17 protein-coding genes and 2 pseudogenes are annotated in these 19,584 nt (G+C 72.6%); 10 read left to right on the top strand and 9 right to left on the bottom strand.

All coding sequences use genetic code 11. The features are described from left to right. Positions 1-110 precede the first annotated feature (110 nt). The 3 genes and pseudogenes from AB0I76_RS07070 to purD form a co-directional block, all read left to right on the top strand. Positions 111-329 (top strand): annotated as a pseudogene (locus AB0I76_RS07070) (type IV toxin-antitoxin system AbiEi family antitoxin domain-containing protein); the annotation flags it as partial. A gap of 69 nt (positions 330-398) precedes the next feature. Further along, complete coding sequence (locus AB0I76_RS07065; RefSeq protein WP_357030953.1) at positions 399-1,124, top strand: hypothetical protein; 726 nt, start codon at positions 399-401, stop codon at positions 1,122-1,124. 100 nt (positions 1,125-1,224) lie between these two features. Further along, positions 1,225-2,475, top strand: a complete 1,251-nt coding sequence (purD, locus tag AB0I76_RS07060) for a phosphoribosylamine--glycine ligase (protein WP_357030945.1) — start codon at positions 1,225-1,227, stop codon at positions 2,473-2,475. A 21-nt stretch (positions 2,476-2,496) separates the two neighbouring features. Here the strand turns inward: purD and AB0I76_RS07055 are convergent, their stop codons facing one another. The 4 genes from AB0I76_RS07055 to AB0I76_RS07040 all read right to left on the bottom strand — a co-directional run bounded on the left by AB0I76_RS07055 (position 2,497) and on the right by AB0I76_RS07040 (position 7,295). Further along, complete coding sequence (locus AB0I76_RS07055) at positions 2,497-3,822, bottom strand: MFS transporter (RefSeq protein ID WP_357030942.1); 1,326 nt, start codon at positions 3,820-3,822, stop codon at positions 2,497-2,499. 42 nt (positions 3,823-3,864) lie between these two features. Beyond that, the gene (locus AB0I76_RS07050) at positions 3,865-5,427 is read right to left on the bottom strand and encodes an AMP-binding protein (protein WP_357030938.1); all 1,563 of its coding nucleotides are present in this window, start codon (positions 5,425-5,427) and stop codon (positions 3,865-3,867) included. Positions 5,428-5,626: 199 nt separating this feature from the next. Next, on the bottom strand, positions 5,627-6,841 hold the full coding sequence (locus AB0I76_RS07045) for an acyl-CoA dehydrogenase family protein (protein ID WP_357030935.1): 1,215 nt from the start codon (positions 6,839-6,841) through the stop codon (positions 5,627-5,629). A 1-nt stretch (position 6,842) separates the two neighbouring features. Next, positions 6,843-7,295, bottom strand: coding sequence for an SCP2 sterol-binding domain-containing protein (locus AB0I76_RS07040; protein ID WP_357030932.1), 453 nt, complete (start codon positions 7,293-7,295; stop codon positions 6,843-6,845). Between the two features lie 71 nt (positions 7,296-7,366). Between AB0I76_RS07040 and AB0I76_RS07035 the strand changes: the two genes are divergently transcribed. Beyond that, positions 7,367-8,005, top strand: a complete 639-nt coding sequence (locus AB0I76_RS07035; protein ID WP_357030929.1) for a TetR/AcrR family transcriptional regulator — start codon at positions 7,367-7,369, stop codon at positions 8,003-8,005. 15 nt (positions 8,006-8,020) lie between these two features. On the opposite strand, the gene AB0I76_RS07030 is transcribed toward AB0I76_RS07035, so the two are convergent. From AB0I76_RS07030 to AB0I76_RS07020, 3 genes are all read right to left on the bottom strand, one after another. Then, the gene (locus AB0I76_RS07030) at positions 8,021-8,668 is read right to left on the bottom strand and encodes a DedA family protein (RefSeq protein ID WP_357030950.1); all 648 of its coding nucleotides are present in this window, start codon (positions 8,666-8,668) and stop codon (positions 8,021-8,023) included. Between the two features lie 67 nt (positions 8,669-8,735). Beyond that, on the bottom strand, positions 8,736-9,563 hold the full coding sequence (locus AB0I76_RS07025) for a MaoC/PaaZ C-terminal domain-containing protein (RefSeq protein ID WP_357030947.1): 828 nt from the start codon (positions 9,561-9,563) through the stop codon (positions 8,736-8,738). Positions 9,564-9,817: 254 nt separating this feature from the next. Next, positions 9,818-11,176: a 3-oxoacyl-ACP reductase gene (locus AB0I76_RS07020; RefSeq protein ID WP_357030926.1), complete on the bottom strand. Its 1,359-nt coding sequence runs from the start codon at positions 11,174-11,176 to the stop codon at positions 9,818-9,820. A gap of 54 nt (positions 11,177-11,230) precedes the next feature. Here AB0I76_RS07020 and AB0I76_RS07015 point away from each other — a divergent pair, with 54 nt between their 5' ends. The 4 genes from AB0I76_RS07015 (at position 11,231) to purB (ending at position 16,657) form a co-directional block, all read left to right on the top strand. Beyond that, complete coding sequence (locus tag AB0I76_RS07015; protein ID WP_357030923.1) at positions 11,231-12,523, top strand: acetyl-CoA C-acetyltransferase; 1,293 nt, start codon at positions 11,231-11,233, stop codon at positions 12,521-12,523. Between the two features lie 117 nt (positions 12,524-12,640). Continuing rightward, positions 12,641-13,159 (top strand): SigE family RNA polymerase sigma factor, encoded by a 519-nt coding sequence (locus tag AB0I76_RS07010; protein WP_357030920.1) that lies wholly within the window; start codon positions 12,641-12,643, stop codon positions 13,157-13,159. Continuing rightward, positions 13,156-15,090: a hypothetical protein gene (locus tag AB0I76_RS07005; protein WP_357030917.1), complete on the top strand. Its 1,935-nt coding sequence runs from the start codon at positions 13,156-13,158 to the stop codon at positions 15,088-15,090. Before AB0I76_RS07010 ends, AB0I76_RS07005 begins: the two co-directional genes overlap by 4 nt. Before the next feature lie 142 nt (positions 15,091-15,232). Then, positions 15,233-16,657 (top strand): adenylosuccinate lyase, encoded by a 1,425-nt coding sequence (gene purB / locus AB0I76_RS07000; RefSeq protein WP_357030914.1) that lies wholly within the window; start codon positions 15,233-15,235, stop codon positions 16,655-16,657. Between the two features lie 132 nt (positions 16,658-16,789). Here the strand turns inward: purB and AB0I76_RS06995 are convergent. Beyond that, positions 16,790-17,353: pseudogene (locus tag AB0I76_RS06995) on the bottom strand (YbjQ family protein). A 24-nt stretch (positions 17,354-17,377) separates the two neighbouring features. Then, positions 17,378-18,058 (bottom strand): DUF1986 domain-containing protein, encoded by a 681-nt coding sequence (locus AB0I76_RS06990; protein ID WP_357030911.1) that lies wholly within the window; start codon positions 18,056-18,058, stop codon positions 17,378-17,380. Positions 18,059-18,461: 403 nt separating this feature from the next. Here AB0I76_RS06990 and purS point away from each other — a divergent pair, with 403 nt between their 5' ends. After that, positions 18,462-18,725 (top strand): phosphoribosylformylglycinamidine synthase subunit PurS, encoded by a 264-nt coding sequence (purS, locus tag AB0I76_RS06985; RefSeq protein WP_120779088.1) that lies wholly within the window; start codon positions 18,462-18,464, stop codon positions 18,723-18,725. Then, complete coding sequence (gene purQ / locus AB0I76_RS06980; RefSeq protein WP_357030907.1) at positions 18,722-19,405, top strand: phosphoribosylformylglycinamidine synthase subunit PurQ; 684 nt, start codon at positions 18,722-18,724, stop codon at positions 19,403-19,405. The genes purS and purQ overlap by 4 nt, the downstream gene beginning before the upstream one ends. Positions 19,406-19,584 lie beyond the last annotated feature (179 nt).

Genomic DNA, 19,584 nt, shown 5'->3' with positions numbered 1-19,584 from the left:
GCCCCCCACCCCCCGCCCCCCACCCCCGCCCGCTTCCCGTTGATCAAGGGATTTGCGTCAAGGATCCGAGCTGTTCCTGACCTAAACCCCTTGATCAACACGGCGGTCGGGTGGGGCCGACAGCCAGTTGTCCACAGGTTTGTCCACAGGGGCTGCGAGGTGGGGGCGGGGGTGGCGATCGTGGCGCAGTGGAACCGATCGAGTTGCTTCGGCGCGTCGCGTCGGCACAGGACGGGATGGTCACGACGGAGCAGGCACTGCGTGTCGGCTTCACGCGAGACGACATCCGTCATCACTGCCGTGCCGGCCGCTGGGTGCGGCTGGCGCGTGGCTGTTTCCGGCCCTGGCCGTCCGAGGAGCGCACGGCCGACCTGAGGCGTGCGCGGATCAGGGCAGCGGTGACCAGCCTGGGCGCGGATGCGTTCGCCGTTCTGGGGACGGCCGCGGAGCTGTACGGCGTCGCGGGCCTGGCACCGACGCCCGAGATCCACATCTCGGTGCCGGTTGCCGCACCCCGCGCGCAGCGTCCGACCGATCCGCACCTCGTCGTCCATCAGTTGACCGTGCCGGTCGGCGACACCTGCCGGGTCGCCGGGATCGCCGCGACGACGCCGTTGCGAACGCTGGCCGACCTGATGCTGCGCGCCCATCGCTATCCGGCCGTCTCGCTGCTGGACTCGGCGCTCAACCGTGAGTTGATCACCGTGACGGAGTTGGCGGCCATACCCGCACTGATCAGGGGACGGCGGGGCGCGGTGGCGGCGCGTGGCTACCTGGCCGAGGCGGACGGGCGGGCGCAGTCCCCGCTGGAGACCCGCACTCGGCTGCGTTGCGTGGACGGCCGGGTCCCGCCGGACGTGCTGCAACTGGAGGTGCGCGACGACGACGGCCACCTGCTCGGCATCGGTGACCTGGGTTGGCGTGCCTCCCGGATGATCGCCGAGGCGGACGGTCGAGGCCCGCACAACACTCCTGAGGCGGCGTACGCCGACCGCCGCAGACAGAATCGCCTGGTCAACGCCGGCTGGACCGTCCTCCGCTTCACCTGGCAGGACACCCTCGACCCGCACTACATCCCGTGGACGGTCCGGCAGGCGCTCAACCGACACCGACACTTGCGTTGATCAAGGGGTATGCGTCAGTAGTCACCCCCGCACCTGGCGCAAATCCCTTGATCAACAGGGAGGGGGGTGGGGTCGGGGTGGGGGTCGGTAGGATGCCGGCGTGCGGGTACTTCTTGTGGGTGGTGGGGGGCGGGAGCATGCGCTCGCGCTCGGGCTTGCGGCCGATCCGTCGGTGACCGCAGTGGTTGCGGCCCCGGGGAATCCCGGGATCGCCGCGGTGGCCGAGGTGCGCGCCCTCGACGCGGCCGATCCTTCGGCTGTCGCCGCGCTGGCCGTGGACGTCCAGGCCGACCTGGTCGTGATCGGGCCGGAGGCGCCGCTCGTGGCGGGGGCCGCCGACGCGGTACGCGCCAAGGGTGTCCCGGTGTTCGGGCCGTCCGCCGAGGCCGCCCGGCTCGAGGGGTCGAAGACGTTCGCGAAGGACGTGATGACCGCCGCCGGTGTGCCGACCGCGCGGGCGTACACCTGCACCGACCCGGAGAGCACGGCACGGGCGCTCGACGAGTTCGGCACGCCGTACGTGGTGAAGAACGACGGTCTCGCCGCCGGCAAGGGTGTCGTCGTCACCGACGACCGGACGGCGGCGCTGGAGCACGCGCAGGAGTGCGGCCGGGTCGTCGTCGAGGAGTACCTGGCCGGCCCCGAGGTGTCGCTCTTCGTGGTCACCGACGGCGAGGCGGCGGTGCCGCTGCTGCCCGCGCAGGACTTCAAGCGGGTCGGCGACGGCGACAGCGGCCCGAACACCGGCGGCATGGGGGCGTACGCGCCGCTGCCCTGGGCGCCTCCCGGCCTCGTCGACGAGGTCATGCGTGACGTCGTCCATCCGACCCTGGCCGAGATGCGCCGCCGGGGCACCCCGTTCGCCGGTCTGCTCTACGTCGGTCTGGCGATCACCGCCGCCGGCCCCCGCGTGATCGAGTTCAACGCCCGCTTCGGCGACCCGGAGACGCAGGTCGTGCTGGCGTTGCTGGAGACGCCGCTGGCCGGTCTGCTGCACGCCGCGGCCACCGGCACGCTGGCCGAGCACCCGCCGCTGCGCTGGCGGGACGGCGCCGCCGTCACCGTCGTGGTCGCCGCGGAGGGCTACCCGGCGGCTCCGCGTACCGGCGACGTCATCACCGGCGCGGACGCCCCCGGCGTCATCCACGCGGGCACCGTCCGCCGGGCCGCCGACGGCGCATTGCTCTCCGCCGGGGGCCGCGTCCTCTGCGGTACGGCCACCGGCGCGGACCTGGCCGCCGCGCGGGACGCCGCCTACGAGGTGGTACGCGGCATCGGGCTGGCCGGCTCCCACCACCGCACCGACATCGCCGCCGCCGCGATCGGCGACCGGATCACGATTCCGCGCTGACCGCACGCCCGGGCTGACGCTCTACCCCTGAATCGGCGGGTCCCGGTGCGCAGACGGCGCCCACTGCTCACCGAGCGGCACCGGCCCTTCGGTTCGTCCCGAGGTCCCGCCCGGCGGGGCGGGCGGGTGCCGGGGTGGCTCGTCCAGGGCCCGCAGGACGGGCAGCGGCGCGGCCACCACGGCGGCGACCAGCAACGCCCCGGCCAGCACCAGGAAGGCCGTACGCAGGCCCAGCCCCTCGACCAACGGCCCGGCGAGCAGGTAGCCCGCCGGGCCGGCGGCGTACGCGAAGGACGTCATCACCCCGACGACCCGTCCACGGAGGTGTTCCGGCGTGCGGGTCTGCATCGCGTAGTTGGAGAGCGGGTTCACCGGCCCGTACGCGAGCCCGACCAGGACGGCGAAGCCGAGCAGGACCGGGTACGGCGGCAGGAACGCCAGGCCGAGCAGCGCCACGCCGGTGACCACCAGGGCGACCGCCATCAGGGTGCGGCGGCGGACCAGCCGGCCGGCGGCGGACGAGCCGAGCGCGCCCAGCACCGCACCGGCGCTCATGGCCATCAGGACGGCGCCGAGCCGGGCGGGCTCTCCCTGCGCGACGAACCAGGCGGGCAGCAGCACTCCCTCGACCGGCAGGTAGAGCGCGACCAGCACCATCGTGATCAGGGCGATCGTGCGGAGCAGCCGGTCCCGCCAGACGAAGCGCAGCCCTTCCAGCGTGCCCCGCCACAGGCCGCTCGGCGGGCGCTCCGGTCGGCCGGCGCCGGGTAGGCGGACGGCCGCTACCAGCAGTACCGAGACCGCGAAGCCGGCGGCGGTGACCCAGAACGTCGGACCGGGCCCCACGGTGGCGATGAGCAGGCCGCCGACGCCCGGCCCGATCAGGAAGGCGAGGCCGAAGATCGCCTCGTGCACGCCGTTGGCGCGTTCGATGCGCCAGCCGGCGGCGTGTGCGGCGGCGGGGAGCAGCGTCTCGCGGGCGGTCAGGCCGGCCGGGTCGAAGACCGCGCCGAGGACGGCGAGCGCCACGATCCAGCCGAGGTTCAGCCCGAGCGTGGCGTCGACCAGGGGGATCGCGGCGACCGAGGCCGCCGACAGGGCGTCGGAGACCATCGCCGTCCGACGTCGGCCGAGCAGGTCGACCACCGTGCCGGAGACGAGGCTGGACAGCAGCAGCGGCAACCCGCCGGCCGCCGCGACGACGCCCGCCGCGGTGGCGCTGCCGGTCCGCTCCAGCACCAGCCACGGCAGGGCCACGACGGCCACGCCGTTGCCGGTGGCCGAGAGCAGCGTCGCCGCCTCCACCAACAACAACGGGGTACGGCGGCGGTGTCCGGTGTCGACCATGGTGAAGATCAGCTTAGGCGGGCCGGTCGGGACGTGTGCCGGTCAGCCGTAGTAGCGGCGCAGTTCGCGGGTGAGGACCTTGCCGGTGGCGTTGCGGGGCAGGTACTTCACGAAGACGACGTCCCGGGGCACGGAGAACCGGGCCAGGTAGTGCCGGACGTACTCGCGGACCGCCTCCTCGTCGAGGGTCTCGCCGGGGCGCAGGGCGAGGAAGGCGGCCAGGCGCTGCCCGTACTCGGGGTCCGGCACACCGATCACGGCCGCCTCGCGTACCTGGGGCAGCCCGGCGAGCAGGTTCTCCACCTCGGACGGGAAGACGTTCTCACCGCCGGAGACGATCATGTCGTCGGCGCGGCCGTCGACGAAGAGCAGTCCGTCCGGGTTCATCCGGCCCAGGTCGCCGGTGTCCAGCAGGCCGTCGCGGCGTTCCCGGCCGTCGCCGGAGGTGTAGCCCTCGAAGAGCATCTCGTTGCCGACGAAGATCCGCCCGACCCGCCCGGCGGCCACCGGCCGGCCGTCGTCGTCGAGGATCGCCAGGCGGGTCCCGTGCGGCGGTCGGCCGGCGGTGGTGGGCGCGGTCCGCAGGTCGGCCGGGGAGGCGATGGAGGCCCAGGAGACCTCCGTGGAGCCGTACAGGTTGTAGAGCACGTCACCGTACGTGTCCATGAAGGCCGGTGCCAGGCCGCCGGGCAGCGCGGAGCCGCTCACCGCGACCACCTTCAACGGCGGTCGTGGGTCGGGTGCCGGCTCCTCCAGCAGTCGTTGCAGCATCACGGGTACGGCGAACAGCGCGTCGCAGCCCTGCGTCACGAGGGCGGCGACGGTGGCGGCCGGGTCGAAACGGCGGTGCAGCACGATCGTGGCGCGCAGCGCGAAGCACACCTGGAGAGCGGCGTAACCCCAGGTGTGGAAGAGCGGCGCGGCGATCATCACCCGGTCCCGGGCGTGCAGGGGGATGCGGTCGATGATGGACACCAGCGGACCGAACCCGTTGGGGGTGGGCCGGCGGGCGCCCTTGGGTGTGCCGGTGGTGCCGGAGGTCAGCACGATGATCCGGCCGTCGCGTTCCGGCGGGCGCAGCTCGCCCGGCAGGGCTCCGGCGACCAGCTCCTCACGGGCCTGCTCGTCGAGGCGGTGCAGGTCGGCGGGCAGGCCGGTGACCCGGTCGGCGAACTCGGTGTCGTGCACGAGCACCCGGAGGCGCTGCTCCTCGGCCACCGTGGCCAGTTGCGCGGCGGACAGACCGGTGTTGACCAGTACCGCGTCCGCGCCGAGCAGGGTACCGGCGACCACCGTCTCGACCAGGCCGTGGTGGTTGCGGCAGAGCACACCGATCCGGTCGCCGACCCGGACACCGAGCGCGGTCCGCAGTGACCGGGCGAGCCGTTCGGCCCGGTCCAGCAGCTGGGCGTACGTGAGCTCGTGCCCCTGCTCGTCGACGATCGCCACCCGGTCGGGGTCGCGGGCGGCGGCCTGCCGCAGCTCGCCCGCGAGGCTCCATCCCCACCGGCGGAGCGCGCCGAGCTGGGAGGCGATGCGGACGGGACGGCCCGGTGCGAGCAGGCCGCGCCGGGTGAGGGTGGCGACGACGAACGGCAGGTCCATGTCGCGGGCCTCCTTCCGCGCGGTGCCGGAGAGGGCCGATCGAGGGGCCCTTCGTGAGACTTCTTCTCGATCATGCACCTCGCCGAGGTGTGCCGCCCAGCAGCCGTTCGGCCCCAGTCCACCTGGCGGACACGTACGGGAAACACGACCGCCATGAGAGAGACGATCCGGCGCGCCCGCCGGAGGACCGGCGGGCGCGTCAGCGGATCTGGACGCCCGAGATGGCGCGGGAGATGACCAGGCGCTGGATCTCCGAGGTGCCCTCGAAGATGGTGTAGATCTTCGCGTCCCGGTACCACCGCTCGACCGGGTGGTCGCGGAGGAAGCCGGCCCCGCCGAGCAGCTGCACGGCCTTCTCGGTGACGGAGACCGCCACCTCGCCGGCCTTCAGCTTCGACATGGAGCCCTCGCCGGCGGTGAACGGCCGGTTGTTGCGGCCCATCCACGAGGCCCGCCACACCAGCAGCCGGGCGGCGTCGATCTCCGTCTTCATGTCGGCCAGCGCGAAGGCGACCGCCTGGTTGGCGATGATGGGCCGTCCGAACTGGACGCGGTCCTTCGCGTAGTCGAGGGCGTACTCGTAGGCGGCCCGGGCCACCCCGAGTGCCTGCGCCCCGACGGTCGGGCGGGACAGCTCGAAGGTGCGCATCGCGGCCTGGCCGGAGGCGCGCTGCCCGGAGCGGGCCCGGGCCAGTCGCTCGTCCAGTGCCTCCTTGCCGCCGAGCAGGCAGCGACCGGGTACGCGTACGTCGTCGAGGAACACGTCGGCGGTGTGCGACGCGCGCAGGCCGAGCTTGCGCAGCTTGCGGGTCGCGGTCAGGCCGGCGGTCCCCGGCGGTACGACGAAGGCCGCCTGTCCGCGTGAGCCCAGCGACGGGTCGACGGAGGCGGTGACCACGTGCACACCGGCGATGCCGCCGTTGGTGGCGTACGCCTTCTGGCCGCTCAGCACCCACTCGTCGGTGGCCTCGTCGTGGACGGCCCGGGTGCGCATGGCGCCCACGTCGGAGCCGGCCTCGGGTTCGCTGGTGCAGAAGGCGGCGACGGCGGGCTTGTCGACGTCGCCGAAGCACTGCGGCACCCATTCGACCATCTGGTCCGGCGTGCCCGCGCCGTAGATGGCGGCGACGGCGAGCGAGGTGCCGAAGATGGACAGGCCGATGCCCGCGTCACCCCAGAAGAGCTCCTCGCTGGCGATCGGCAGGGAGAGCCCGGTGGGGTCGGCCCAGCAGGTGGCGAGGAACTCGAAGCCGTAGAGGCCGACCTTGGCCGCCTCCTGGATCACCGGCCACGGAGTCTCCTCCCGCGCGTCCCACTCGGCCGCGGCCGGGCGCACGACCTCGGCGGCGAAGCCGTGCACCCAGTCGCGCAGATCCCGCTGTTCCTCGTTCAGGTCGAGCGAGAACTCGGCCATGTCAGGACTTGGGGATGTCGAACAGGTTGGCGATGTTGGCGGCCAGGCCGAGGTCGCCCTTGGCCTTGAGCTTGCCGGTCATGAACATCATCACCGGGTTGGCGCCACCCGAGACGATCTTCAGGAACTCGACCGGGCCCATGGTGAGGCTGAGCTTCGGGTCGCGGGTGGCGCCCTCGTTGACGGTGCAGGTGCCGTTCTCGATGACGACCTCGTAGGTGTCGGTGCCACCGTCGGGGCGACCGGTGATGTTCCAGTGGATGACCGCGTTGGTCGAGCCGGCCCGGTCGGCGCGGAAGAGCTGCGGCATCCGGCCGAAGACCTCGCTCAGGATCTTGCCGCGCTGCTCGCCGGACATCACCTCGGCGATCTTGTCGTCGGGGGTGGACTTGACCAGCTGTGCGAACTCCTTGGGGCCGACGTTGGCGAAGTTGGCCGGGTCGAAGTCAGTCATGGTGGTGCACCTTCCGGACGATATTGGCTACTCGCGCGTAACCTTACGCACGAGTAGGTATGCTCGCAAGAGTGTCCAGCGCACCCACCTTCCGCCGCCTCCCGAGGGCCGTCCGCGAGCAGCAGATGCTCGACGCGGCCGTCAAGGTCTTCTCCCGACGCGGCTACCACGCGGCCAGCATGGACGAGATCGCCGACGATGCCGGCATCTCCAAGCCGATGGTCTACGCGTACCTGGGCACGAAGGAGGAGCTGTTCGTCGCGTGCCTGCACCGCGAGGGCACCCGGATGATGCAGGCCATCGCCGGGGCGGCGGCCCCCGAGCTGCCCGCCGACGAACGCCTCTGGCGTGGCCTGCGGGCGTTCTTCGGTGTCGTCGGGGCACACCGGGACGGCTGGGCGGTCCTCTACCGGCAGGCCCGGGGCGAGCAGCCGTTCGCCGGGGAGATCGCCACGATGCGCGCCCGCCTCGTCGAGGTGGTCGCCGGGATGCTCGACCACGCCCTGCGCGCCGAGGGCCGCGAGGTGGGCGAGACCGACCTGGAGGTCGTCGCGTACGCCCTGGTGGGCGCGACCGAGTCGCTGGCCGACTGGCTCGCCGACCACCCGGAGGCCGACCCGGAGAAGACGGCCACCCGGATGATGAACGCCGCCTGGCTCGGCGCCGGCCAGCTCCTGCACGGCGCCACCTGGCGCCCGCCGTCGGCGTGAAAGGAAGGGCCCCTGTTAACGCCTCCGGTAGAGGAAGGGCCCCCTCTTAACGCGAGCGGCGGCCCGGCGCTTCGCGCGGACGCGCAGCCAGCGGGCCGCCTCGATCAGGAGCGTGACCGCCACCGACAGGCCCACCCCGGCGAGGATGCCCCGCAACGGGTCGCGCTCGAAGGCCAGCCCGCCGAAGTAGCCGAGCAGCCCGCAGTAGAGCGCCCAGCTCAGCGCCGCGATCGTGTCGAAGAGCAGGAAGGCCCGCCGGGGATATCGAACGGCGCCCATGGTCAGGGTGATCGCCGTCCGGCCGCCGGGGACGTACCGGGCGGTGGTCAGGATCAGGCCCCCGCGCCGGTCCACCGCCCGGCGGGCCCACTCCGAGCCGGCCCGCCGCCGGCTCTCCGCGGGCAGGCGGGCCAGCCGGTTCGCGCCACCGCCGCGACCGATCGCGTACGAGACGTGGTCCCCGGCGAGCGCGCCGAACGCCGCGGCGGCGATCACCACCGCCAGGTCGGGGTTTCCGCCGGCGGCGAGGACGGAGGCCGTGATCACCGCCGCCTCGCCCGGCACCATCGGGAAGAACGCGTCGACCGCGGTGAGCCCGAAGATCAGCAGGTACACCCACGGTGAGGTGACCGTCTGTCGGAGCAGGTCGAGCGCGGACTCCATGCTCCTCATGCTCCGGTCCGCGATGTTAAGAAGGGGCCCTTCCTCGACAAAAAGGCGGGACCCTTCCCTACACCTCGCGCACCGTGCCGGACAGGTGCGGGCGGCCCCGGGAGTCGTGCAGGGCGAAGTCCCAGGCGGGGGTCGCGCTGAACGCCACCGTGCTCGGCAGCGGCACCGGCAACTTGAACGCCACGTCGACCGTGTACGCGTCGGGCAGCCGGTTCTCCAGCGCCGCCAGGCAGCGGGCCTTGCTCCACATCCCGTGCGCGATGGGTCGGGGGAAGCCGAGCAGTCGGGCCCCCAACCGGGAGGTGTGGATGGGGTTGTGGTCGCCGGAGACGCGGGCGTAGTCGGTGCCGACGCGGGGCTCGACCCGCCACCGGGCCGAGGCGGCCGGCGGTGCGGGCCGGTCACTCTTCTCGCGCCGCTCGCCGCCGCCCGGCGAGCGCTCCTTGCCGAGGTACGTCGACACGCCGCGCCACACCTCCTCCCCGGCGACCGAGCCGACCAGCACCACGTCGATCTGCCGGCCCCGGTCGTGCGGGCGCAGGTTCTCCGCGTAGGTGCGGAAGTCGATCGTCTCGTCGGCCCCGATCGGGCGGTGCACGGTGATCCGGTTGCCCACGTGCACCACGGCGGTCAGGGCGATCGGGAACTCCGGTGCGGTCATCAGCCGCAGCGACAGCGGGAAGCCCATGATGTGCGGGTACGTCGCCGGCAGCCGGTCGGAGAGGCGGAACCCGCAGACCCGGTCGTAGTCGGCCAGGTGCGCCCGGTCGACGGTGACTCCGGAGGTCGCCAGTTCCACCGAGGGGGGCTCGGCTGCCCGCTGCCCCCCGAAGCCGGGCACCGCGCCGAGCAGCGCGCGCCGGTACAGCGGTCCGGACGCGGGCATCCGGGGCAGGTCGACGCGGGTCCGGAGCCCCTGAACGTGCCGGTCCGACAGGTCGTGCGTGGCCTCCTCGCCGTACCGGGAGAGGTCGTGGGTGGCCTCGAGACTCAGGTCGTACCCGGTCTCGCCGGAACCCGCCTCGGCGGCGCGGAACGCGGCGAGGTCGTGGGTCGAGATGATCTCGGTCGGGCCTTCGATCAGCTCGTGCACGGAGAGGTCGTCGGCCCGCCGCTTCGCCGGGTCGTTGCTGCCCGCCATCATGCCCCCAGCAGGCTCTGGCCGCAGACCCGTACGACGTTGCCGCTGACCGCGCCGGACGCCGGCCAGGAGAGCCAGCCGATCGCCTCCGCCACGTCCACCGGCAGGCCGCCCTGGGACATGCTGTTCATCCGGCGGCCCGCCTCGCGCAGGGCCAGGGGCACCCGTGCGGTCAGCCGGGTCTCGATGAAGCCGGGGGCGACCGCGTTGACGCTGATCTGCCGGTCGCGCAGCACCGGGGCGAGCGACTCGACCAGCCCGATCACGCCCGCCTTGCTGGTGGCGTAGTTGGTCTGGCCCCGGTTGCCGGCGATCCCGGCGATCGAGGACACCGACACGATCCGCCCGCCGGCCGGGATCAGGTCCCGCTCCAGCAGCACGTCGTTGATCCGCTCCTGGCTGGAGAGATTGATGTCGAGCACCGAGTCCCAGCGGTCGACGTCCATCCGGCCGAGCGTCTTGTCGCGGGTGATGCCGGCGTTGTGCACGACCACGTCGACGCGGCCGTGCCGGGCCGCCACGTGCTCGGCGAGCCGGGTCGGCGCGTCCGGCGCGGTCAGGTCGAGCTGCACGGCCGAGGCGCCGATCTCGTTGACCACCCGGGCCAGCTCGTCCCCGGCGTTCGGCACGTCCAGCGCGATCACCTGGGCGCCGTCCCGGGCGAGCACCCGGGCCAGGGCGGCGCCGATCCCGCGCGCCGCGCCGGTGACGAGCACGACCTGCCCGTCCAGCGGGCGGTCCCAGTCGGCCGGCGGCTCCGCCCGGCCGGTGCCGACCCGGACCACCTGCCCCGAGACGTACGCGGAGCGGCCGGACAACAGGAAGCGGAGGGTGGCCTCCACGCTGGTGAGGGTGCCCGCGTCCCCGTTCGGGGTGACGTAGACCAGCTGGGCCGTGACACCCCGGCCGAACTCCTTGCCGATGCTGCGGGTCAGCCCCTCCAGGGCCCGCTGGGCGGTCGCCTCCCGCGGGGAGCCGCAGTCGGCGGGGGCGGTGCCCAGCACGACGACCCGGCCGCTGGGCAGCACCGAACGGGCGCGCGGGTGGAAGAAGTCGTACAGCTGGCGGAGCTGTGCGGAGTCGGTGATGCCGGTGGCGTCGTACACCAGGGCTCCGAAGCGCGCCTCGGCGTCGCCGTCGGCGGCGGGATCGCGCAGCTCGACCCCGGCGGCGGTCAGGATCTTGCCGACCGGCTCGGCGAGGCGACCGTCGGTGGCGGCGCCGAGCAGGACGGGCCCGGTCAGCAGGGGATCGCCGGGGGTGTGCCGGCGCAGGCGGGGCGGGTCTGGCAGCCCGAGGCGCCTGACCAGCGCGCGGCCGGCCCCCGATTGGACGAAGCTCGCGTACCTGTCGGTCATAGGCGTAGCCTACTGGCGAGTAAGGTGCGGGCAACACTGTGGAGGAGGCGGATCGTGCAGAACATCCGACGGGTCGCGGTCATCGGGGGCAACCGCATCCCCTTCGCCCGCTCCAACTCGCGCTACGCCGACGCCTCCAACGCGGACATGCTCGGCGCGGCGCTCGACGGGCTGGTCGCTCGCTTCGGCCTGGCCGGGCAGCGGGTCGGCGAGGTGGTCGCCGGGGCGGTGCTCAAGCACGCGAAGGACTTCAACCTCACCCGCGAGGTGGTGCTCTCCTCGAAGCTCGACGCGCACACCCCCGCGTACGACATCCAGCAGGCCTGCGGCACCGGCCTGGAGGCAGCCATCCTGGTCGCCAACAAGATCGCCCTCGGGCAGATCGAGGTGGGCATCGCCGGTGGGGTCGACACCACCTCCGACGCGCCGCTCGCCGTCAACGAGGACATGCGCCGTACGCTGCTGAAGCTCAACAGCGCCCGTACCCTCGGCGAGCGGCTGAAGATCGCCGCGAAGCTCCGCCCGCACCAGCCGTTCAAGCCGGAGGTCCCGCGCAACGCGGAGCCGCGCACCGGCCTGTCGATGGGCGAGCACGCCGCTCGGACCGCGCTGCGCTGGCAGATCGACCGGCAGTCCCAGGACGAGCTGGCGCTGCGGTCGCACCACCGGCTCGCCGCCGCGTACGACCGGGGTTTCTTCGACGACCTGATGACTCCCTACCTGGGGTTGACCCGCGACGCGAACCTCCGCCCGGGCACCAGCCTGGAGAAGCTCGGCTCGCTGAAGCCGGTGTTCGGCACCAGGGGGCCGGACGCCGAGCAGGCCACCATGACCGCCGGCAACTCGTCGCCGCTGACCGACGGGGCCTCCACCGTGCTGCTCGCCAGCGAGGAGTGGGCGCGCGAGCACCACCTGCCGGTACTGGCGTGGTTCTCCTGGTCGGAGGCGGCCGCGGTGGACTTCGTGCACGGCGACGAGGGCCTGCTGATGGCCCCCGCGTACGCGGTGCCCCGGATGCTCGCCCGAGCCGGGCTCACGTTGCAGGACTTCGACTACTACGAGATCCACGAGGCGTTCGCCTCCCAGGTGCTGGCCACCCTCGCCGCCTGGGAGTCGCCGGAGTTCTGCAAGGACCGGCTCGGCCTGGACGCCCCGCTGGGCTCCATCGACCGGGACCGGCTCAACGTCAACGGATCCTCGCTCGCCGCCGGCCACCCGTTCGCGGCCACCGGCGGCCGGATCGTGGCCACGCTGGCCAAGCTGCTCGCGGAGAAGGGCTCCGGCCGGGGCCTGATCTCCATCTGCGCCGCCGGCGGGCAGGGCGTCACGGCGATCCTGGAGCGCTGATCGCAGGCCGGGGCAGCCTCCACGGCCTGCGATCGAACAACCCGCCGTCGGCCCGAGCAACCTCGGCGGGAGCTCGCTACGTCCCCTGGGCATGAAACCGACGAGAGGCGCCGCGCGGTGAACCGGGCCGACGAGGACGAGTACCGGCAGTTCGTCGCCGCCCGGCTGGCCTCGCTGCGCCGGACGGCGTACCTGCTCTGCCGGGACTGGCACACCGCCGACGACCTGGTCTCCATCACCATCGGCAAGCTCTATCGGCACTGGCGCCGGGTTAAGGCCGCGGAGAACGTGGACGCGTACGTTCGCGGCGTGCTGACCCACGCCTGGCTGGACGAGCGCCGCCGCCCGTGGCGCCGCGAGCGCAGCACCGACGAGCTGCCCGACCAGGTCGACGTGGAGCTGCCCGAGCCGGCCCTGATCGACCGGGAGGTGCTGCTGGATCTGCTCGGCCAGCTTCCGGCCCGTCGCCGCGCGGTGGTCGTCCTCCGCTTCTACTGCGACCTGTCCGTGGAGCAGACCGCCGCGATCCTGGGCGTCAGCACCGGCACGGTGAAGAGCCAGGCGGCCCGTGGCCTGGAGGCGCTGCGGATGCTGATGACCTCTCCGGCATCGACGACCCGCGGGGAGCTGTCATGACGTACCAGCAGGTGTTCGACGAGGCGATCGGCGACCTGCCCGCCTCGACCGTCGACGTGGAACGGGTGATCGGGCGGCAGCGCCGCGCCCGGCGGCTCCGCCTGGGCGCGGCGGGTGCGGCGGTCGTCGCGGCCGTGCTCGCGGTGGCACTCGGCACCAACGTCCTGGTGGCGCCGAATGCGAAGGCACCCGTCACCGACGTGTCCCCGGCACCGACCACCATCCCGGGTACGCCCGAGGACCTGAACCGAATCGACGCCGCCGTCGTCGCGGCCCTGGTCCGTGCCGAACCGCGGCTGGTCTGGTCGGCCGACGGGGTCGACTCCGGCACGACCCCGAACTGGCAGTCCGAGGCCGGCGGCGCGGTGGCGAACGCCGCTCCCGACGCGGGGTACCGAGGTCACGGCAGCATCCGGGTCGGTGCCGGTGAGGTGAGGGTCTCGGTGTGGATCGAGCGGGACGGCGCCTCCATGTGGGAAACGCTCAACGGGTGTGACGGCAGGTCCGCGCCGCAGTGCGTCGAACGGACGGGCCCGCGCGGCGAGCAGATCACGATCATGCAGGACGCATACGAGGGCGAGAAGGTCCCGGAGCGGCTGAAGGGCAAGGAGCACAGCAGCGGCGAGACCATGCATGTGCGAGCCATCCGGCCGGACGGCTCGTTCATCGAGGTCGGGGCCTACACGGCCGACGGGAAGCCGCGGCTTCCGGTCACGGCGGACCAGATGGTCGCAGTCGCAGTGGACGGGGCGATCACCCTCGCCCCGCTGCCCTCCGCGTCCCCGGCACCGAGCTCGACAGTGACCACGATCGCCGGCACCGACGAGGACGGTGAACGGCTCGGCAACGCCCTGACGGCGGCGCTGAAGCGGCAGGCGGCCGGCTTCACCTGGGTGACCAAGTGGGGTGGGTCGGTGAGTCCTGAACCGGTCTGGATGGACAAGGGACACGTCAATGTCGACGTGCCCCACCTCGGTTACGCCAACTTCCGGATCGGGGATCGCGGCGGCCAGATCTCTCTTGGACTGGTGCGCGACGGCCGAACAGCCTGGGAGTACGCGTCGCCCTGCCCCACCGCCGGCCTGGCCGCCCGGAACTGCACCGTCAGCGAGGGTCCCACCGGAGAGAAGATCCGCGCCCGTCACCTGCTTGCCGAGTTCGGCAAGCCCGGCGCCGCGCACCGGCCGGGGCTCGGCTCGCTCCGGCGGGTGGAGGTGCTGCGTCCGGACGGCACGTACCTGTTCCTGGCCGTGTCGGGTGGCGAGACTGTGCTGTCCATGGCGCAGTTGACGGACGTGGCTCGTGACCCGGCGCTCGCCATCGCACCTCCGCCGCCACCCGGCACGAAGGCGTCCCCAGGCTCCGGGCCTCCGGCCGACTTCGACATGGGCGTGGGGTCAACGGCGGCCGCCGCCGCGCTGGACGACGTGATGGCGGACGGGACGATCTTCCTCCGGCTGTTCAAGGGCGGGGGCGGCGGACCGACCGGGAACGGCCTGATGTCCTTCTCCTTCCTCGTACAGCGGGACGGGATGGCCGGCGACGGCGAGATCCTCGTCCAGCGACGGGTGAGCGCCACCCTTAGCTGCGCGACTGTCCGCACCCTGCCGGCGGCCCACCACCCTCGGCACCAACACGCCGGCGAGTGCGCCGAGTCGACCCGTCCGGACGGCAATCGGGTGATCACCGTCGTCTCGCGGTCGTCCGGCCTGGTGACCTACACCGCGTTCGTGCAGCGGCCGGACCGGGGCATGGTCGAGGTGGTCCTCGACAACCGGCCGAACACCGGCGCCGCCACCGACATGCCGGAGGGCGGGCAGATGGCGGACGTCTGGCCGAAGAACACGAAGGGTGGGGCTGCTCCACCACTGACGCTGGAACAGGTCGTGGAGCTGGCCACGCATCCCGACCTGGTGAACCTGCTGCCGTGAAACCTCGGGGCCGGGATGCACGAAGGTCCCGGCCCCCGATGCGGTGTCGCGGGACCGTGCACGTCGTCCCGGAGATGTGACGCCGCCCGGCCCGAGCGATGCCGATGGGACCGCGGCCGGCGGGTACGGGAGAATGCGGTACGTGACGACGATCCCCAACGTGCTCGCGAACCGTTACGCCTCGCCCGAGCTGGTCGCCCTCTGGTCGCCGGAGGAGAAGGTCCGGATGGAACGGCGCCTCTGGCTCGCCGTGCTCCGCGCCCAGCGCGACCTGGGCGTGGCCGTCCCCGACGGGGTCGTCGAGGCGTACGAGCGGGTGCTCGACCAGGTCGACCTGGCGTCGATCGCCGAGCGCGAGCGGGTCACCCGGCACGACGTGAAGGCCCGCATCGAGGAGTTCAGCGCGCTCGCCGGGCACGAGCACGTGCACAAGGGCATGACCTCCCGGGACCTGACCGAGAACGTCGAGCAGCTCCAGATCCGTGCCTCGCTGGAACTGATCCGGGACCGGGTGGTGGCCACCCTGGCCCGGCTGGCCCGGCACGCCCACGAGTACTCCGGCCTCGTCATGACCGGACGCTCCCACAACGTGGCGGCCCAGGCGACCACGCTGGGCAAGCGCTTCGCCTCCGCCGCCGAGGAACTGCTCATCGCGTACGAGCGGCTGGAGGATCTGATCAACTGGTACCCGCTGCGGGGTATCAAGGGTCCCGTCGGCACCGCCGCCGACCAGCTCGACCTCTTCGACGGCGACGCCGGGAAGGTGGCCGAACTGGAGCGCCGCGTGGCCGAGCACCTCGGGTTCAGCCGGGTGCTGGACAGCGTCGGCCAGGTCTACCCGCGCTCGATCGACGTGGCGGTGCTCGCCGCGCTCTCCCAGGTCGCCGCCGGGCCGTCGTCGCTGGCCACCACGATCCGGCTGATGGTCGGCCAGGAGTTGGCCACCGAGGGCTTCAAGCCCGGCCAGGTGGGGTCCAGCGCGATGCCGCACAAGATGAACACCCGGTCGTCGGAGCGGGTGAACGGCTTCGCGGTGATCATCCGGGGCTACCTGTCGATGGTCGGCGAGCTGGCCGGCGACCAGTGGAACGAGGGGGACGTGTCCTGCTCGGTGGTCCGCCGGGTCGCCCTGCCGGACGCGTTCTTCGCCGCCGACGGGCTCTTCCAGACGTTCCTCACCGTGCTCGACGAGTTCGGGGCGTACCCGGCGGTGATCAACCGTGAGCTGGAGCGGTTCCTGCCGTTCCTCGCCACGACGAAGATCCTGGTCGCGGCGGTCCGGCGGGGCGTGGGCCGCGAGGTGGCCCATGAGGTGATCAAGGAGCACGCGGTCGCCGTGGCGTTGGCGATGCGCGAGAAGGGCGCGGCGGAGAACGACCTCTTCGACCGCCTCGCCGCCGACGGCCGTCTCGGCCTCACCCGGAGCGAGATCGACACGCTGGTCGCCGACCCCACCACCTTCACCGGCGCCGCCAGCTCCCAGGTGGAAGCGCTAACCCGCCGGATCACCAAGGTCGTAGAAGCCCACCCCGAAGCCGCCACCTACACCCCACCCCCGATCCTCTGACCCACCCACCCACCCACCCCACCTCCCCTCCCTCCGCTTGTTGATCAAGGGGTTTGCGTCACGGTGGAGATCGACTGTGGCGTGAACCCCTTGATCAACAAGGGTGTGCAGGGGGTGGGCAGGGTGGGCGGGTCAGTCGCGGGTGGGGGTTTCTGCGGCGGAGCCCAGGTTGGGGGCGCTCGCGGGTTCGGCGATGCCGCCGGGGGCCTCCGTGATCGCGGGTTCGTGGGCGGTCTCCGCCGCTACCAGGGGCTGGTCGTTCGGCATGACGTCGGGGACCTTGGGTGCCACGATGACCGCCGTGCCGTAGGCGCAGATCTCCATCCACATCTCGCCGCAGTCGCGGCTGTCGAACCGCATCCCCACCACGGCGTTCGCGCCGAGGCGGCGGGCCTCCTCGCCGAGCCGGGCCACCGAGTCGGTACGCCAGCGGGTGAGGTTGTCCGGCGCCATCGGGTCGTACGCACCACCGCGCAGGTTCTTCACCCCCTCGCGGTACGGGTTGCGGGTCCGGGCCATCGAGGAGACGACCTCGCCGAGGATCTGGCGGATCTCGTAGCCGGGCAGTTGATCCGTCGTCACGACCAGCACGTTTCCGATGCTGTCAGGGTGGAGGCGCACCTATCGCGAGCCTTGTTCACCTCATCGGATGCTGAAAAACCGCGCGGCGCGGACGGCCGGCGCTCCGCCGACCATCCGCGCCGCCGAGGGCGCTAACCGTCAGACACCGGCCACCGAGGTGATCCAGGCCCTGTTGTACGCGACACTGCCGTAGTTCTGGATGCTGTAGCCGTCGGCGGTCGAGGCGACGCCGACCTGTCGGCCGTTGTAGAACTCCGGGCCGCCCGAGTCGCCCCGCCAGGCGTTGCCGGTGATCTCGGTGCTGCGGATGGCCTGCCCGCCGTACGCGTCCGTGTAGCTGGTGCTGGTCACCCGGACGCTCGCGGTCTTGAGCTGGCTGGAGGCGGAGCAGCCGCTGTAGCAGGTCTGGCCCCAGCCGTAGATGGTGTTCGTCGAGCCGATCGGCGGGTTGCTGCTCGCCAGCGTCACGTAGCTGGTGCTCACGGGGCTGGACAGGCGCATCAGGGCCAGGTCGTACCGGCTGTAGGTGGCGCTCACGGTGCGGGTGACCCCGCCCGAGGAGCGGTAGACGCTGCCGACCCGGACGGACATCGAGCCGCCGAGGCAGTGCCGGGCGGTCAGCACCCACTGGGACGAGATGATCGTGCCGGAGCAGGTGAACGAGCCGTTGCTGAAGACCGCGGCGGCCCACGGGGCGGACGAGACGGTGTTGCCGCCGATGATGTACGGGCTGACGGGTGCGGCGACGGCGCCGGAGCTGGCGCCGAGCACGCCGGCCAGGGCGGTGGCGAGGACCGCGATCACGGATCGGATGCGCATGGCAGGGGGGCTCCTTCTCGGGGCGCGTCCCGGGTTCACCGGGGCGGGTTGCCGGCCGGTGGGCGGGGGTCGGCCCGCCGGCGGAGACATCTCATAGACGTCTGACGATGTACGGTAGGGCCCCTGAGACGTCGTTCACAAGTGTTTCCATCGAGAAACATCGATCAGTACTCCCGGCGCTGCGCTGATCCGGCAAAGCCGGGCGTACGGGGTGCGACGACAACGGATCCGCATCGGGATCGCAACGAACCGGCATCGGTCCCCGGCCCCGTACGCCGACAATGCCGATCACTGTCCGAACCGCCTCCGGCCGGTGCGTCCGTGACGGTATCTGCCAGGTAGGCTGGCTGCGCTCGCCCGTTGTGGGTCGGCACCCAACTGCGTACACAGTCAGGAGTGCCCAGTGCCTCGCGTCGTCGTCGACGTCATGCTCAAGCCCGAGATCCTCGATCCGCAGGGCCAGGCCGTCGCAAACGCGCTGCCCCGGCTCGGCGTCAGCGACGTCGCCTCGGTTCGGATCGGCAGGCGGATCGAGATCGAGTTCACCGGTGAACCGGACCTGGACCGGGCTCGGGAGATCGCCGACAAGCTGCTCGCCAACCCGGTCATCGAGGACTTCACCGTCCGCCTGGTCGAGGCCGACGAGACCGCGGGCGCCCGCTCGTGACCGCCCGGGTCGGTGTCGTCACCTTCCCCGGCTCGCTCGACGACGGTGACGCGGCCCGGGCCGTCCGGATCGCCGGCGCAGAGCCGGTGCGTCTCTGGCACGGCGACCCGAAGCTGCACGGGGTGGACGCCGTCGTCCTCCCGGGTGGCTTCTCCTACGGCGACTACCTGCGCTGCGGCGCGATCGCCCGGTTCGCCCCCGTGATGGAGACGATCGTGGACGCCGCCCGGGGCGGCCTGCCGGTGCTCGGCATCTGCAACGGCTTCCAGATCCTCTGCGAGGCGCACCTGCTGCCGGGTGCGCTCACCCGCAACCAGCACCTCCACTTCCGCAACCGGGACCAGGTGCTGCGCGTGGAGTCGGCCGGCACCGCGTGGACCAACGCCTTCCAGGCCGGCCAGGAGATCCTCATCCCGGTCAAGAACGGCGAGGGCTGCTACGTCGCCGACACCGCGACCCTGGACCAGTTGGAGGCCGAGGGGCGGGTCGTCGCCCGCTACGTCGGTGGCAACCCGAACGGGTCGCAGCGCGACATCGCCGCGATCACCAACACCGCCGGCAACGTGGTCGGCATCATGCCGCACCCCGAGCACGCGGTGGAGGCCCTCACCGGCCCCTCCCTGGACGGCCTCGGCTTCTTCACCTCGGTGCTGAAGCACCTGGTGGGGGCGCCGGCGTGACCGTGCGCGGCGGCATCATCGGTCGGCTCACCCGCCCGCAGGGCGGTCACGAGCGCAGCGAGGAGAGGTCATGACCACCCAGGACCCGGTACGGGACAGCGCGGACGCCTTCCCGGCCGCCCCGGCGCAGCCCGCCGCACCGCGCGCGGCAGCCCCCGTGCCGCCGGCCGCGCCGGCCC

The organism is Micromonospora sp. NPDC049799 (assembly GCF_040656655.1).
GTDB lineage: Bacteria > Actinomycetota > Actinomycetes > Mycobacteriales > Micromonosporaceae > Micromonospora.
This window is presented reverse-complemented; position numbering and strand designations above follow the sequence as displayed.

Excerpts from the sequence above, each read along its gene's own strand:
- AB0I76_RS07030 (WP_357030950.1), bottom strand. The coding sequence starts at position 8,668 with ATGGAGTCCGCGCTCGACCTGCTCCGACAGACGGTCACCTCACCGTGG.
- AB0I76_RS07005 (WP_357030917.1), top strand. The coding sequence starts at position 13,156 with ATGACGTACCAGCAGGTGTTCGACGAGGCGATCGGCGACCTGCCCGCC.
- AB0I76_RS07020 (WP_357030926.1), bottom strand. The coding sequence starts at position 11,176 with ATGACCGACAGGTACGCGAGCTTCGTCCAATCGGGGGCCGGCCGCGCG.
- AB0I76_RS06990 (WP_357030911.1), bottom strand. The coding sequence starts at position 18,058 with ATGCGCATCCGATCCGTGATCGCGGTCCTCGCCACCGCCCTGGCCGGC.
- AB0I76_RS07040 (WP_357030932.1), bottom strand. The coding sequence starts at position 7,295 with ATGACTGACTTCGACCCGGCCAACTTCGCCAACGTCGGCCCCAAGGAG.
- AB0I76_RS07055 (WP_357030942.1), bottom strand. The coding sequence starts at position 3,822 with ATGGTCGACACCGGACACCGCCGCCGTACCCCGTTGTTGTTGGTGGAG.
- AB0I76_RS07025 (WP_357030947.1), bottom strand. The coding sequence starts at position 9,563 with ATGCCCGCGTCCGGACCGCTGTACCGGCGCGCGCTGCTCGGCGCGGTG.
- AB0I76_RS07045 (WP_357030935.1), bottom strand. The coding sequence starts at position 6,841 with ATGGCCGAGTTCTCGCTCGACCTGAACGAGGAACAGCGGGATCTGCGC.
- AB0I76_RS07050 (WP_357030938.1), bottom strand. The coding sequence starts at position 5,427 with ATGGACCTGCCGTTCGTCGTCGCCACCCTCACCCGGCGCGGCCTGCTC.